At 61.1% G+C, this 15,070-nt stretch carries 10 protein-coding genes; 5 read left to right on the forward strand and 5 right to left on the reverse strand.

Translation table 11 applies throughout. The features are described from left to right. Positions 1-150 precede the first annotated feature (150 nt). The 3 genes from AGR13A_RS04605 (at position 151) to AGR13A_RS04615 (ending at position 2,821) form a co-directional block, all read left to right on the forward strand. Positions 151-909 carry a response regulator transcription factor gene (locus tag AGR13A_RS04605; protein WP_035218197.1) on the forward strand — a complete coding sequence of 253 codons (759 nt, stop codon included), beginning with the start codon at positions 151-153 and terminating at the stop codon, positions 907-909. A 9-nt stretch (positions 910-918) separates the two neighbouring features. Next, on the forward strand, positions 919-2,328 hold the full coding sequence (locus tag AGR13A_RS04610; RefSeq protein WP_080836541.1) for a sensor histidine kinase: 1,410 nt from the start codon (positions 919-921) through the stop codon (positions 2,326-2,328). Positions 2,329-2,395: 67 nt separating this feature from the next. Beyond that, positions 2,396-2,821 carry a thiol-disulfide oxidoreductase DCC family protein gene (locus AGR13A_RS04615; protein WP_080833927.1) on the forward strand — a complete coding sequence of 142 codons (426 nt, stop codon included), beginning with the start codon at positions 2,396-2,398 and terminating at the stop codon, positions 2,819-2,821. Positions 2,822-2,924: 103 nt separating this feature from the next. Here the strand turns inward: AGR13A_RS04615 and AGR13A_RS04620 are convergent, their stop codons facing one another. Next, positions 2,925-3,788, reverse strand: coding sequence for a MipA/OmpV family protein (locus tag AGR13A_RS04620; RefSeq protein WP_167377406.1), 864 nt, complete (start codon positions 3,786-3,788; stop codon positions 2,925-2,927). Between the two features lie 316 nt (positions 3,789-4,104). Here AGR13A_RS04620 and AGR13A_RS04625 point away from each other — a divergent pair, with 316 nt between their 5' ends. Further along, the gene (locus tag AGR13A_RS04625) at positions 4,105-7,074 is read left to right on the forward strand and encodes a bifunctional [glutamine synthetase] adenylyltransferase/[glutamine synthetase]-adenylyl-L-tyrosine phosphorylase (RefSeq protein WP_080833929.1); all 2,970 of its coding nucleotides are present in this window, start codon (positions 4,105-4,107) and stop codon (positions 7,072-7,074) included. Positions 7,075-7,287: 213 nt separating this feature from the next. Here the strand turns inward: AGR13A_RS04625 and AGR13A_RS04630 are convergent, their stop codons facing one another. The 3 genes from AGR13A_RS04630 to pepN form a co-directional block, all read right to left on the reverse strand. Further along, entirely contained in the window at positions 7,288-9,624 is a 2,337-nt protein-coding gene (locus tag AGR13A_RS04630) for a PAS domain-containing sensor histidine kinase (RefSeq protein ID WP_080833931.1), read from the reverse strand. Positions 9,625-9,861: 237 nt separating this feature from the next. Continuing rightward, positions 9,862-10,182, reverse strand: a complete 321-nt coding sequence (locus AGR13A_RS04635) for a carboxymuconolactone decarboxylase family protein (RefSeq protein ID WP_080833933.1) — start codon at positions 10,180-10,182, stop codon at positions 9,862-9,864. Between the two features lie 132 nt (positions 10,183-10,314). Further along, positions 10,315-12,963 (reverse strand): aminopeptidase N, encoded by a 2,649-nt coding sequence (gene pepN / locus AGR13A_RS04640; RefSeq protein WP_080833935.1) that lies wholly within the window; start codon positions 12,961-12,963, stop codon positions 10,315-10,317. A gap of 430 nt (positions 12,964-13,393) precedes the next feature. On the opposite strand from pepN, the gene AGR13A_RS04645 reads away from it, so the two are divergent. Next, positions 13,394-14,332, forward strand: a complete 939-nt coding sequence (locus tag AGR13A_RS04645; RefSeq protein WP_080833937.1) for a DMT family transporter — start codon at positions 13,394-13,396, stop codon at positions 14,330-14,332. 426 nt (positions 14,333-14,758) lie between these two features. Here the strand turns inward: AGR13A_RS04645 and AGR13A_RS04650 are convergent, their stop codons facing one another. Then, positions 14,759-14,950, reverse strand: a complete 192-nt coding sequence (locus tag AGR13A_RS04650; protein WP_035218182.1) for a hypothetical protein — start codon at positions 14,948-14,950, stop codon at positions 14,759-14,761. Positions 14,951-15,070 lie beyond the last annotated feature (120 nt).

The following is a 15,070-nucleotide window of genomic DNA, read 5'->3' on the forward strand; positions in this document are numbered from 1 at the left end:
AGAGACTGCGCGCTTGCCCCTCATCCGACCCTTCGGGCCACCTTCTCCCCGGCGGGGAGACGAAACCCGGCCGCACTCGCCCAGTCCCTGGGCGCTCGCTCCGTCTTGAAGCGCAATAGTGCCAGAGACCAGGTCTTCGGAGGAAACCTCATGGAAAACAAGGTTCAGGAAATGTCTGTCGCATCTCTTTCCGGTTGTGCGGAAAAGGGCGAGGGCGCTATTGTCCCGCACATGAAGATTCTTGTCATTGAAGACGACCTCGAGGCTGCGGCCTATATGACCAAGGCGTTCCGCGAAGCCGGGATCGTGGCCGATCACGCCAGCGACGGTGAGAGCGGCCTGTTCATGGGCTGCGAGAACGCTTACGACGTGATGGTGATCGACCGCATGTTGCCGCGCCGCGACGGGCTTTCCGTCATCAGCGAGCTGCGTCGCCGCGGCATCGAGACGCCGGTTCTGATCCTTTCCGCGCTGGGGCAGGTGGATGACCGCGTCACCGGCCTGCGCGCCGGCGGCGACGATTATCTGCCGAAGCCCTATGCCTTTTCCGAACTGCTCGCCCGCATCGAGGTGCTTGGCCGCCGCAAGGGCAAGCCCGAGCAGGACATGGTCTACCGCGTCGGCGATCTTGAGCTTGACCGGCTGTCGCATGATGTCCGCCGGGGCGGCAAGGAAATCCTGCTGCAGCCGCGTGAATTCCGCCTGCTGGAATATCTGATGAAGAATGCCGGCCAGGTGGTGACCCGCACCATGCTTCTCGAAAATGTCTGGGACTATCATTTCGACCCGCAGACCAATGTCATCGACGTGCATGTCTCCCGCCTGCGCTCGAAGATCGAGAAGGACTTCGAGAAGCCGCTTCTGAAGACCATTCGCGGCGCCGGTTACATGATGAAGGACGAGGGCTGATTGGCGAAAATGGCCCGCCTCAGAATAGTGTTCCGGTCGACAGCGGTGCGCCTTTCGGCGCTCTATATCCTGCTGTTTGCGCTCTGCGCCGCCTTCCTGGTCTTTTATGTCACCGCCCTTTCCGAACGGCTGCTGAACCAGCAGACGCGCGATGCCGTCTTGCAGGAAGTCTCGGATGTGCAGCGCATCTATAGTCGCGGCGGCATCAACCCGCTGCTGAGGATGATGGAGCGCCGTGCCCGCCAGCCGGGGGCAAGCCTTTACGTCATCGCCGGGCCGAATGGCGAAATCCTTGCCGGCAACGTCGCCTCCGTGCAGCCGGGCGTCTTCGACAAGGAGGGCTGGACTGGCTTTCCTTTCCGTTACGAGCGTTATTCCGAAAGCGGCGACAGCGTCCAGCACCTGGCAACGGCCAATATCTTTCTGCTGGATAACGGGTTGCGCATCCTGATCGGCCGCGACCTTGGCGAACCGACCAAGTTCCGGGCGCTGGTGCGCAACGCGCTGATGGTGGCGCTGGCCATCATGGGCGGCGGCGCGCTGCTCATCTGGTTCGGCATCGGCCGCAATGCGCTGAAACGTATCGACCGCATGTCGGCGGCAACCAAGAAGATCATGGCGGGCGATCTATCCCAACGCCTGCCGCAGGGCCGTTCCGGCGACGAGTTCGACCGGCTTTCCGGTTCTCTCAACGCCATGCTCGGCCGTATCGAGAAACTGAATGAGGGTCTGCGGCAGGTCTCCGATAATATCGCCCACGACCTCAAGACACCGCTGACGCGGCTGCGCAACAAGGCGGCCGCAGCACTTGACGACGATGACGAAAGCAGACGGCGTGCCGCACTTGAGGGCATCATTGCCGAATCCGACCAGCTCATTCGTACCTTCAACGCGCTGTTGATGATTTCCCGCGTCGAGGCCGGCTCGATTGCCGCTGAAATGACCGATGTGGACATGTCGGCAATCGCCGCCGACAGCGCCGAGCTTTACGAGCCGGTGGCCGAGGATGCCGGGCTTGTGCTTGAGGCCGAAATCGAGCCTGGCCTGTCCGTAAAGGGCAATCGAGAGCTGATTGGACAGGCGCTGTCAAACCTCATCGACAATGCCATGAAATATGCCTGTGAGGGCGAAGGTGACAAGAAACTCGTCGTTCGCCTTGTGACGGAGCCGGAAGCCATCGTGCTTTCCGTTGCGGACCATGGCCCCGGCATCCCCGCCGACAAGCGCGGCGAGGTGCTGAAACGCTTCGTGCGGCTGGACGAAAGCCGCTCCAAACCCGGCACGGGACTTGGCCTGTCTCTGGTAGAGGCCGTGATGGAACTGCATGGCGGATCGCTCGTGCTTTCAGACACGGACGCCTCGAATGCGGCCTGCCCGGGATTGACCGTTTCGATGGTGTTTCCCCTTCCCAAGCCGTAGACTGTGCCGTCTGGCGAGATTATCGCAGGCGAGATCGCTTCGTGATCGACAAAAGGACCTGCGACGGATGGCAAGCACATCTCCCTCGACCGGTGACCGACACCACCCGATCATTCTGTTCGATGCCGAATGCGTGCTGTGTTCCGTGAATGCGCAATTCGTGCTGCGGCATGACGCGGTCGGATATTTCCGGCTGGCATCCATGCAGGGAGACGTCGGTGCGGAAATCTACCGGCGACATGGCATGGACCCGAAAAACCCGGCCAGTCTGCTCGTCGTGGAAGGCGAAAGCGTGCGACAGGACAGCGACGCTATTTTGAGCATCTATGAGGCGCTTGGCTTGCCGTGGCGGCTGCTCGCCGTCCTACGCATCATTCCCGCATTTTTGCGCGATCCCGTTTATCGTTTTGCCGCGCGCAATCGCTACCGTTGGTTCGGAAAACGCGAGCAATGCTGGGTCGCGCCGCCGGAATACAGGGACAGGATCCTCTGAGCACAACGAGGCTTGTCCGCCCGCTGCATGCGTTAATCTCCATGCAGTGAAGATGCGCGACTGACTTCGGCCGCGCACCCTCTCTCAGTTGGGATGCTCCGGATCAGAAGGTGTAGGCGACGCCCAGCATGGCGAACGGCTGGATGTCTTTTTTCGACAGGGGACTGTCCTTGGCATCGCCCAGCAGGAAGCCGACACCGCCGGTGCCGGTGATCGACCAGTTCTCGGTCATAAGATACGTGACGGAGGCGCTGGCGTCGATGCGCTTGAAGCCTGCCTTGGCGTCGTAGCGGCGCAGGCCCGACCGGGCGGACTGGGCCGAGGTGACGCCGAAATAGGATTTCATGTGCTTGTCATCCGCCCAGGTGGCGGAAAGGTCCGCGCCGAGGATGAACTGGTCGACCTTGTGCGAAACGCTGGCACCGACGGTTGCCGTCAGGCCTTCGCTGCCGTTGATGGTCTTGTCCACCTTCGCATAGACTTCGAAGGGATCGATGCCATAGGCAATGACGCCGCCGACCACGCCGCCCGCCTTGATGTCACCCATTCCGCGCAGGTTTTTCTTGTCGTCCTTTTCCTTGCGCCCGGCTTCCCATCCGCCCTTCACACCCAGTCTGAAGCCGTTGTGGTTCAGCAGGTTGACGGTAACGCCGCTGAAATCGATGCTGAGCGTGTCTCCATACTGGACGGACACCAGCGGAACCGCACCCGCTTCCAGCTTGTCCGAGCCCTCATATTTGGGAGCGTAGGCAGCACCCACGCCAAGCGTGATCTTCCACTCGCTGGAACTGCTGTAGCGGGCATTGTCGAAATTGCCCTGCGGTTCGGCGAACCTGTCGGATTTGCCGATATCGGCAGCGAAGACGGGCGTAGAGACGGCCTGCGCCAGGGGCAGCGTGCCCAGGCACAAGGCCATCGCACGCAGGTTCTTTTGCCATTTCACTGTAAAAATCTGTTTCATGATCATATCCGTTGCAGCATCAAGCCTTGCAAAACCTGGGAGTCGGGTTTCGTTGAGGAGGACGCTACGCGGGCACAATTGCGGAGACATTACGCGAGATTGCCGGCTACGACTGAAATGGCGCTTCCGCATGCCGGGACCTGGAAAAGATCGGTAAAAACGGTTTTCCTGATCGCAAAGCGCCCCGCATTTGTTACAACGCGGGGTGTATGCGCCCGAAAGCTTCGACAATCGCGGCGGCAGGACGATTTTTCGGCGAGCGATCCCTCCCGAAAATCAGGCAGCGTCGAAGCGCAGGGCGCCCGGGAGAGGGAGAGAGACTGTGACGAAACGGGAAACCGCTGAAAGGCGGCTGAGCGAGGTTCTGCCGGGCGTTATCCGCCCCTATACGCAGACGGAACTGAAATCCGTTCTCTCGACGCTCAAGGATATCGCCAAGGCCGAACCGACGGTGGCGGCGCTGCTCGCCGCCGAAAGCCCGCTGAAGGATTTCATCGCTACGGCTTTCACGCTCTCGCCCTATCTGCGCGACATGGCGGCGGCGGATGAGGGGCTGCTGACGCTTGCGATTTCAAAGCCGCTCACGCCGCTGCTTGCCGATCTCGTCCGTGAAGCGCGCGATTGCTGGAGGCCGGGCGAAGAGGGTGGCGTGCCCGTGGAAAACGAGGTGATGTCACGGCTGAGGGTCGCCAAGCGGCGGCTCTCCTTCGTTGCGGCGCTTGCCGATCTGGCGCGCATCTTCACCGCCCGCGATACAACACGCTGGCTGAGCGACATGGCGGATGCATCGCTTTCCGCCGCTATAGACCACCTGCTGCTGGCCGCCCATGAGAGCGGCAAGCTCAAACTGAAGAACGTGGCCGCGCCAAGCGAGGGTTCCGGCCTGATCGTGCTCGGTATGGGCAAGCTCGGCGCGCGCGAACTGAACTATTCTTCCGATATCGACGCCGTGGTGTTCTTCGAACCCTCAGCCGGCATCATGGACGATCCCTATGATGCGACGGAGAATTTCGGCCGCATGATGCGCCGTCTCGTGCGCATCATGCAGGAGCGCACGGCCGATGGTTACGTTTTCCGCACCGATCTGCGGCTGCGGCCAGACCCCGGCTCGACGCCACTCGCCATTCCCGTGGAGGCGGCGCTGCTTTATTACGAGGGCAGGGGCCAGAACTGGGAACGCGCCGCCTATATCAAGGCGCGGCCGGTGGCGGGCGACATCAAGGCGGGCGAAAACTTTCTGCGCGAGTTGACGCCCTTCATCTTCCGCAAATATCTCGATTACGCGGCGATTGCCGATATTCACTCCATCAAGCGGCAGATCCACGCCCATAAGGGCCATGGCGCGATTGCGGTGAAGGGCCACAATGTCAAGCTCGGGCGCGGCGGCATCCGCGAGATCGAGTTCTTCGCGCAGACGCAGCAGCTCATTGCCGGCGGCCGTATGCCGGCGCTTCGGGTGCGCGCAACGCAGGAGGCGCTTGCGGCGCTCACCGAAGCAAAATGGATCGATGCCGAAACGCGTGACAGCCTGACAGACGCCTATTGGTTTCTGCGCGAGGTGGAGCACCGCATCCAGATGGTGCGCGACGAGCAGACCCATGTGTTGCCGGACACCGAAGCCGAATTGAAGCGCATCGCCTTCATGCTCGGTTTTGAGGACACCAAGGCCTTTTCGGAAAAGCTGGAAGAGGTGCTGCGGCTGGTGGAGCGTCGTTATTCGGCGCTGTTCGAGCAGGAAACGAAGCTTTCCGGTGAGGCCGGCAATCTGGTCTTCACCGGCCAGAAGGACGACCCCGATACGTTAAAGACGCTTTCCACCCTTGGTTTTCAGCGGCCGGAGGATATTTCCCGCGTTATCCGCACCTGGCACAATGGCCGTTACCGGGCGACGCAATCGGTGGAGGCGCGCGAGCGGTTGACGGAGCTGACGCCGGACCTGCTGCGCGCCTTCGGTGAAAGCAAACGCGCGGATGAGGCGTTGCTGCGTTTCGACAATTTCCTCTCCGGTCTGCCGGCTGGCATCCAGCTCTTTTCGCTGCTCGGAAACAACCCGGCGCTGCTTGATCTGCTTGTGACGATCATGTCGTCCGCACCGCGCCTTGCCGAAATCATCGCCGCCCGCCCGCATGTCTTCGACGGCATGCTGGACCCGGCATTGATGAGCGACGTGCCGACGCGCGACTATCTCGCCCACCGCATGGGCAATTTCCTCTCCAATGCCCGCCATTACGAGGATATTCTCGACCGTCTGCGCATCTTCGCCGCCGAACAGCGTTTCCTGATCGGCGTTCGGCTGCTGACCGGCGCGATCCGCGGCGAAGTGGCCGCCCGCGCCTTCACCCATCTTGCCGATCTGGTGATAGAGGCGGCGCTGAATGCAGTTCTTTCGGAAATGGAAGCGGCGCATGGGCTTTATCCCGGCGGGCGCGTGGCTGTCATGGGCATGGGCAAGCTCGGCTCTTTTGAGCTGACGGCCGGTTCGGATGTCGATCTCATCCTGCTTTACGATTATGACGATGCCGCCCATGAATCGACCGGCGCAAAGCCGCTCGATGTTGTGCGTTATTTCACCCGTGTCACGCAAAGGCTGATTGCCGCGCTGTCGGCCCCGACGGCGGAAGGCGTGCTTTACGAGGTGGACATGCGGCTTCGCCCCTCCGGCAACAAGGGCCCGGTGGCGACCCGCATTTCCGCCTTCGAGAAATACCAGCGCGAGGAAGCCTGGACCTGGGAGCATATGGCGCTCTCCCGCGCCCGCCTGATCTGCGGCGATGCCTCGCTGATGGAAGATGCGCGGCGCATCATCGCCTCCATCCTTTCCCAGAAACGTGACGTGGCCAAGGTCTCCGCCGATGTGCTGGAGATGCGCAGCCTGATCGAGCAGGAAAAGCCGCCGGAAAACAACTGGGATTTCAAGCTCATCAATGGCGGATTGATCGACCTCGAATTCATCGCCCAATATCTGGCGCTGGTGGGGCCGGTGAAGGGGCTTGCCGCGCATGAACCGGGGCGCAACACGGCCGAGGCGCTGCAGGCGCTCGCTGCCCCTGTCATGGAGCCGCAGGCCTTTGATGATTGCATGGCGGCGATGGCGCTCTACACCGAAATCTCGCAGATCGTGCGGCTATGCATCGACGGCGCCTTCAACCCGAAGGAAGCGCCGGCGGGCCTCACCGATCTCGTTTGCCGGGCGGGGGACTGCCCTGACATTCCCACACTGGAGGGAGAGGTGAAGCGGCTGGCGAAGGCGGTGCGCAAGGCGTTTGTGGGGACGGTGAAGAATGGTGGGTGAGGCTCCCCCCCCTCTGCCCTGCCGGGCATCTCCCCCTCAAGGGGGGAGATCGATATGCGGCACTCTTCACCCCATCTCTAACGTTGCGAATGAGCGAGCGTTAGCTCCCACCTGATCTCCCCCCTTGAGGGGGAGATGCCCGGCAGGGCAGAGGGGGGTATCGCGCACTCAAGCTTTACATATTGCAGGAAAGTCAGCGCACCCGACGCCACCTCAATGCACCGTCCCGCAGCACCCCGCCGAATGCGGAATGATGATCGTCACCACGGTGCCACGTCCCTCACACGAGCGGATTTTCATCGTGCCGCCGTGCAGCTTCACCAGCGAGCGGGAAATGGCGAGCCCGAGGCCGGAGCCGCCCTGGCTCTTGGCATATTGGCTTTGCACCTGTTCGAAAGGCTGGCCGATCTTGTTGAGCGCCTGGGCGGGAATGCCGATGCCGGTGTCTGCGATGGTGAGGATCATCGCGGCCTGATGCACATGGGTGCGCAGCGCGATGCGACCGCCATCGCCGGTGAATTTCACGGCGTTGGAGAGCAGGTTGAGCATGATCTGCTTCATGGCGCGGCGGTCGCCCTGCATGGTCAGCCCAGCGCAGACCTTCTGCTGCACGGTGATGTTCTTCTGCTCGGCCTGAATGGCGGTCAGCCGCAGGGTCTCCTCGATCAGCGGCGCGAGATCGATCGTCTCGCGGTTGATGCGCATATGGCCCGCCTCGATCTTCGACATGTCGAGAATATCGTTGATGACGTTGAGCAGGTGTTTGCCGCTATCGTGAATATCGCGGGCATATTCGGAATATTTCGGCGAGCCGACCGGTCCGAACATCTCATTCTGCAGGATGTCGGAAAAGCCGAGGATGGCGTTGAGCGGCGTGCGCAGCTCATGGCTCATATTGGCGAGGAATTCGGATTTCGCCCGGTTGGCGGCCTGCGCACGCTCTTTCTCGGCGAGATAATTGGCATTGGCGTCGGAAAGCTCGGTCTTCTGCCGCTCCAGCTTGTGCTGCGAGGCGGAGAGGTCGCCGATGGTGGCCATAAGCCGGCGTTCGGAATCGCGCAGGCGCTCCTGATGACGCTTCAGAAGGGTGATATCGGTGCCGACCGCGACGAGGCCGCCATCGCGGGTGCGGCGCTCGTTGATCTGCAGCCAGCGGTCATCGGCAAGCTGCACTTCCGTGGTGCGCGACAGGCCGGACTGGTCCGGATCGGCAACGCGACGTTCAACGACGGGGCGGGCGGCTGCGGCATAGACGGTGCTTTTTTCCGTGCCTGCCACCAGCACGCTGTCCGGCAGGCCATAGGCCTTCTGGTAATGGGTGTTGCACATCACCAGACGGTCGTTCTTGTCCCAAAGCACGAAGGCTTCCGAGGTGGATTCGATGGCGTCGGCAAGGCGCTGGTCGGCTTCGGCGTAGCGTTGCGCAAGGCGATGCTGCTCGGTGACATCCATGGCGATGCCGATGACGCGCGGGCCGTTATTGGTGCGGATGACCTGGGCGCGGGCGCGCAGCCAGACATAATGGCCCTTGGCATGGCGCATGCGGAAGATCTGATCGATCTGGCGCAGGTTGCCGCAGCCGACGGCGCGGGCAAGCTCATAGAGATTGCCGTCTTCGGAATGCATCATCCGCGCCGCGTCGGAGAAGGACAGCGGTGCGGCCTTCGGCGGCAGCCCGAGAATTTCGTAGAGCGAACCGGACCAGAACATGCGCCGGGTGGAAAGATCGAAATCCCACAACCCGCAGCGGCCGCGAGACAGCGCGGTTTCGACCCGCAGGTTGGATTCGGCGAAGATGTCGTCGGCGTCGCGGGCGCGCTTCACCTGCATGTAATAGGCATAAAGCACGACCAGCAGGATCGAGGAGATACCGGCGAACAGCGTCACATTCATGGCGATTTCGCTGCGCCAGAAGGAACGGATCGGCTGCAGCGAGCGGGCCGCGATCACCATCGCGCCATCGTCGCCGAAGGGGATCATCGTCGCATAATGCTGCTGGCCGTCGATATTGGTCTCGATGGTGCCGGGCGCGCCGGGGAAGCGCTGCACGATGGCAATTTCTGGAAGTAAAGCCGGCAGCGACGTGCCGATATAAAGCATCGCTTCCTTGCCGGCGCCGGCGAAAATGCGGCCATTGCTTCCGGAGAGAAGCACCATGGTGCCATCGGCAAGGCTGCCGGACGGCAACGCCGCAACGAGAGCAGCTTCTGCCTGGGTGCGCTCCTGCGAGGCGAAGACCGAACCGTTGTTGAGAAGAGCCGCCTTGGCAGTAAGCGCCGTCAACGCCGTGGAGTGGCGGGCGGCCTCTTCCATGCGGCCGTATTCGGCAGCGATGCCCAGCATGCGTGACGCAGCAACGACGACGAGGAAGGCGAGGATGAGAATGGGGATCAGGCGCTTGAGCAGGGTCTCGACCTGCAAGACCGGGCGGTCGGAGCCATTCATCAAACCCATCAGGTCGCTGGAGAGCCTTTCGCTCCAGGCCGCAAGATCAGAAAATTTGGCATACGGCCGCTCATCGCCCGCAGTCGCCCGCCGCACGTTCGTCATTGTCCCGCCTTCAAGATGTCCCCAGTGATTCGAAGCGCCGCCGCTCGAATATGGCTAGTGAATCAAATGCGATTCGCCGTGTCCAGAGGCAAAAGTTAAAAGAATTTTAACCCCTTGAACCGACTCCGTATTTTTTCGGGACGGTCTGTTTCCGCTCTGTCGAAGGCGGGAATTATGAACGAAATCAGTGAGCCGGCAATCTGATCCGGTCTTTGCAGAACGCCGCTGGAACAGGCGTCAGGCTGCGTCGAAGGCCTCGAGAGCCGGGCCAAGTGCGCTGATCACGCCATTGCCCGCCGCGGGAAGACCGGTCAGCACCGCGCTGATGATATCGTCGCGGCTTGCGCCCCGCAACTTGGCTTCCATCACGTGAAAGGCGAGGCCGCTATCCAGACGCAGGGCGGCAAGAATGCCGATATAGATCAGGCTCTGCGTTTTCACATCGAGCGTGGACGCCGCCCCTAGACCCTGCACGGCCTGAAACCATGCCGCCTTGTGGGCCGGAGCATCGGTCATGAAGCGCTGAAACGAAGCGCTGGTCTTGGACATGTCCGTCATCTGAAATTCCTTTCCGGTCTCTTCAGCCGTTCCCGGCCTCCCGCGAACCATCATGTCGCGCAATGCAATACGCCGCCTTGATGGTGATCAAGACGGCGTATCGGCATTGTCCGGAGTGTTGGCGTGGGGAGGTCAGCCCTTCAGGATGCGCCCGACGATGTCGCTTACATCCGTCGACAGTCCCTTGGCGTCGGCGATCGTCGAAAGCGCCGCCTTGGCGTGTTCGGCACGGCTTGCCTCCAGCGATCGCCAGGAGCGCATGGATGTGAGAATGCGGGCGGCAAGCTGCGGATTGCGCTTGTCGATGGCGATGATCTGTTCCGCCAGGAATCGGTAGGCCGCGCCATCGGCACGGTGGAAGCCGGTGGGATTGGCGAAGGCAAGCGTGCCGACGAGCGAGCGTACCCGGTTCGGGTTGGTGGCGATGAAATGTTTCGATTTCATCAGCGCCTTGATCCGGTCGAGCGCACCGTCGCCGGGAATGGCGGCCTGCAGCGAGAACCACTTGTCGAGCACCAGCGCATTGTCGGCAAAGCGTGTTTCAAAGGCGGCAAGCGCTTCCTTTGTTTCCGTGCTTTCCGGGAAACGCTGGGTCAGGACGCTAAGCGCATGGGCGAGATCGGTCATGTTGGTGGCGTCGGCAAAGGCCTTCGCCGCGCGGGCCGGGGTCTCCTCGGCAAAGGCGAGATAGGTAAGCGCGCCGTTGCGCAGCGAGCGGCGTCCAGCGCTTTCCGCGTCCGGGCTGTAGGCCTCGCCGTCAGCCGTGCTGTCGGCAAGCCGCCGCAGCGTTTCGAGCCCGGCCGTCGCAATGGCCTTGATCGTGGCGTTGCGCGCCTTGTGGATGGCGTCCGGATCGTTGTCGCCGCCCATTTCACGGGCAATATCCGTTTCGCTCGGCAAGGCCAGCGCCTGCGCCCGGAAGGCGGGCTCAAGGGCGTCGTTGCCGATGATTTCGATGAGCGTTGCGGTCAGCTCCGCATCCGTTTGAACGTCCTTGCTACTCTGCACGGCCCTGGTGGCGGCAATCAGCGCCGGCAGGGCAAGATCGGTCAGCGCCTGGAAGCGCGCGAACATATCCGTCTCATGCCGGGCGATCTGCACCAGATCGGCCGCATTCTGCTCGAAATCCAGATTGATCGGCGCCGAGAAGCTGCGATTGATCGACAGCACCGGCCGCGAGGAAATGCCGGAGAAGGAGAAGGTCTGGTTGCGTTCGGTCAGGTGCAGCACGCCGTCGCGATAGTCGCCGCCTTCGACGGCCTGAGGCTCGGCGATCTGGCCGTTATCGAGGATCAGCGCTAGCGACAGGGGAATGTGACGCGGCTGTTTCACCGGCTGGCCGGGCGTTGGCGCGGTCGTCTGCTCCAGCGTCAGCCTGAAGGTGGCGTTGCCGGCGTCGTAAGCCGAGGAGACGGAAACGAGCGGCGTGCCCGCTTCGGTGTACCACAGCGAAAACTGCGAAAGGTCACGGCCGCTGGCATCCGCGAAGCTCCTGACGAAATCCTCGACGGTGGCGGCTTCGCCGTCATGGCGCTCGAAATAGAGGTCCATGCCCTTCTTGAAGTCGTTTTCCCCAAGGATCGTGGCGATCATACGGGTGACTTCGGCGCCCTTTTCATAAACGGTCGTCGTGTAGAAATTGTTGATTTCACGATAGGTATCGGGGCGCGGCGGATGCGCCAGCGGGCCGGAATCCTCGGGAAATTGCTCCGATTTCAGGTGACGCACATCGGCGATGCGCTTGACCGGTCGTGAGCGCATGTCGGCGGAAAATTCCTGATCGCGATAGACCGTCAGGCCTTCCTTCAGGCAGAGCTGGAACCAGTCGCGGCAGGTGATGCGGTTGCCCGTCCAGTTGTGGAAATATTCATGCGCGATGATGCGCTCGATATTGGCGTAGTCAGCGTCGGAGGCGGTTTCCGGGTCGGCCAGCACGAATTTGTCGTTGAAGACGTTGAGACCCTTGTTCTCCATCGCGCCCATGTTGAAATCAGACACGGCGACGATCATGAAAATATCGAGGTCATATTCGCGGCCGAAGCGCTCTTCGTCCCACTTCATTGAACGCTTCAGCGCGTCCATGGCATAGGCCGCACGCGGCTCCTTGCCGTGCTCGACGTAAATCTTCAGCGCCACGTCGCGGCCGGACATGGTGGTGAATGTGTCTTCCACCACGCCGAGATCACCCGCGACAAGCGCGAAGAGATAGCTGGGTTTCGGATGCGGATCGAACCATGCCGCAAAGTGACGGCCTTCATCGTAATTGCCGCCGCCGAGGAAATTGCCGTTCGACAGCAGCAGGGGATTGCCTTCCTTCGCCGCGATGATCGTCACGGTATAGGGCGCCAGAACATCAGGCCGGTCGGGGAAATAGGTGATGCGGCGGAAACCTTCCGCCTCGCATTGGGTGCAATAAACGCCATTGGTGCGGTAAAGCCCCATCAGCTGCGTATTGACCTGCGGATTGATGTAATTCGTGACGCAGATTTCGAAGGGCGCCTCAATCGGCAGATTGCGGATGCTCAGGCTTTCCGGCGTGGCGTCATATTGGCCGGCGGGAATCTCCACCTGGTCGAGCAGCAGCCCCGAAAGCTTCAGCTCGTCGCCATCGAGAACGAGGGGAGCTGTCTCGTCAGCGCCTTCCCGGCGGTGGAAGATCAGACGGGCTTCGACCTTGGTATTCTTGGGGTCGAGTTCGAAGGTGAGATCCACCCGCTCCAGAACGAAATCGGTGGGGCGGTAATCTGCCAGGTGAACGATCTGGCCCGTGTCTGTTCGCATGACTGTTCCTGAATAACTTTGTCGTTGTCCTCCGGGCATCATGTCGTCATAAGGCCCGGATGTAAAATAGGTGCAGTATTCGTCACGTTCATGTGCGCGTCGGAGGACATTCTGTCCCGCCATGGAAGGCTTTTCCGGCCCCGCAGACGATCCTCCCGCTGCCGGACCTGCGGACCATCGCAGCAAATGTTGAACGATTGCTGAAATTGTATTTTATTTTCTTCAAATTTTAGCATGCCTCGCCTGTATTGGACAAAAGCAATGTCCTGTTACGGTCGGATCAACCGAATTCATGGGCGAATAACATTTTTTGATGTAAAGGGCGGGAGGAATGCTCTAGCCTTGCATAAATCCAATTCCCCTGCGTTGTCCTTCCCCGCATGAAAATTTCCCGATGGCGTGTTTGCGCAGCCGATATGAGTAACTGCCAATGAACGCCGAGCCGACAAATCCCTTTCGCGGGATAAGCATGAAGCTGATTTCGGTCGGCTTTTTTCTTGTCATGCAGACGTGTATCAAAGCCGCCGGTCCCGACGTGCCGGCCGGCCAGATCACCTTCTTCCGCTCCGCTTTCGCTATTATCCCCATCGTTGTCTATCTGGCCTGGCTGCATGCGCTGACAAGCGCGCTGCATACCAACAATCTGCTTGGCCATTTCAAACGCGGTTTTCTCGGCATCCTGTCCATGGCCTGCGGTTTTTATGGGCTGACCATGCTGCCGCTGCCGGAATTCATCGCTATCGGTTACGCGTCGCCGCTGCTGGCCGTGGTCTTTGCGGCCTTCATTCTGCGTGAGAAAGTGCGTATCTATCGCTGGAGCGCGGTTTTCGTCGGCATGATGGGGGTGCTGGTGATTTTATGGCCGAAGATGACGCTTCTGAGAGAGGGCGGCTTTGCCTCCGGCGAAGGGCTGGGCGCGATTGCCGTGCTTTGCGGTGCAGCACTCGGTGGCCTCGCCATGATTCAGGTGCGGCAATTGGTGGACACGGAAAAGACGCCGACCATCGTGCTTTATTTCTCGCTCACCGCCACATTGCTGTCGCTGGTGAGCGTGCCCTTCGGCTGGAGCGACCTGGACGCCAGGCAGTCCATCCTGCTGATTACCAGCGGCATTTGCGGCGGCGTTGCACAAATCTTCCTGACGGAGAGCTATCGCCACGCGGAAGTCTCGACCATCGCGCCTTTCGAATACAGCTCCATCGTCTTCGGCGTTGTCGTCTCCTATATCCTGTTCGGAGACGTGCCCACCATCACCATGCTGATCGGCACGGCAATCGTTATCATGGCGGGCATCTTCATCATCTTCCGCGAGCATCAGCTGGGGCTGGCGAGACGGGCGGCGCGCAAGGCCTCGACCCCACAGGGGTGAGGGAGCCCAAATCTACGCGTCCTGCATGTTCTCAGGATAAGCGCGCGGCATTCTCATCCGCTGAATTTCACGAAAAATGCTTCTCCTCCGTCATCCCGGCCTTGAGCCGGGATCCAGCCGAGGCGGGTCTGCGCGGCGAGAAGAGCCGTTTCAGCCCTAGGACTTGGGCTGGCTGGATTCCGGCTCAAGGCCGGAATGACGGAGCCGGAAGACGCACGGCGGAGGACGAGAGGAGAGTGCAGTTTTCGCCTCAACTGGCGTTGGCGGAAGAAGGGACGGCCGGGCGGCGCTGTAACCCTGTGAGTCGGCTCAAGACCTTGTCGCAGCCTCGCAAAAAACACGCAAAAGCAAAAGGCGCCTTCCCGAAGAAAGACGCCAGCGCGCAATCATCTATATGGACAGGATTTTACGCCTGCCTGAATGCTCTCAGCGCTCGCGGAAATCCGCGAAGACAGCTGCGGGACGTGTGACGCGAACCTGCTGCATGGCAGCACGTGCGGTCAGCTGTTCGTTAGCGGCAGCGCCGAAACGATGGTAACCCTGACTGGAACGAGGGCCGAGGCCCGCCAGACGGAGTGTTTCAAAGCCGGAATGCACCGGACGGAAGCGAGTGGTCATTGCCTTGGTTCCTTAAACCGAATTCCTCCCAAGACATGGCGCCTATATCGCAGCGCAGCATGGATTCGGCAAGGCGGCCAAATGCGCCGCTGTTATGCGCATTGTGCATGGCTTTTTTCA

The organism is Agrobacterium genomosp. 13 str. CFBP 6927 (assembly GCA_900012615.1).
In the GTDB taxonomy this organism is placed as follows: Bacteria; Pseudomonadota; Alphaproteobacteria; order Rhizobiales; family Rhizobiaceae; genus Agrobacterium.

Bases quoted from the DNA above. Each gene is read 5' to 3' on its own strand.
- AGR13A_RS04605 (WP_035218197.1), top strand. From the start codon at position 151: ATGGAAAACAAGGTTCAGGAAATGTCTGTCGCATCTCTTTCCGGTTGT.
- AGR13A_RS04610 (WP_080836541.1), top strand. From the start codon at position 919: ATGGCCCGCCTCAGAATAGTGTTCCGGTCGACAGCGGTGCGCCTTTCG.
- AGR13A_RS04615 (WP_080833927.1), top strand. From the start codon at position 2,396: ATGGCAAGCACATCTCCCTCGACCGGTGACCGACACCACCCGATCATT.
- AGR13A_RS04620 (WP_167377406.1), bottom strand. From the start codon at position 3,788: ATGATCATGAAACAGATTTTTACAGTGAAATGGCAAAAGAACCTGCGT.
- AGR13A_RS04630 (WP_080833931.1), bottom strand. From the start codon at position 9,624: ATGACGAACGTGCGGCGGGCGACTGCGGGCGATGAGCGGCCGTATGCC.
- AGR13A_RS04635 (WP_080833933.1), bottom strand. From the start codon at position 10,182: ATGACGGACATGTCCAAGACCAGCGCTTCGTTTCAGCGCTTCATGACC.
- pepN (WP_080833935.1), bottom strand. From the start codon at position 12,963: ATGCGAACAGACACGGGCCAGATCGTTCACCTGGCAGATTACCGCCCC.
- AGR13A_RS04645 (WP_080833937.1), top strand. From the start codon at position 13,394: ATGAACGCCGAGCCGACAAATCCCTTTCGCGGGATAAGCATGAAGCTG.
- AGR13A_RS04650 (WP_035218182.1), bottom strand. From the start codon at position 14,950: ATGACCACTCGCTTCCGTCCGGTGCATTCCGGCTTTGAAACACTCCGT.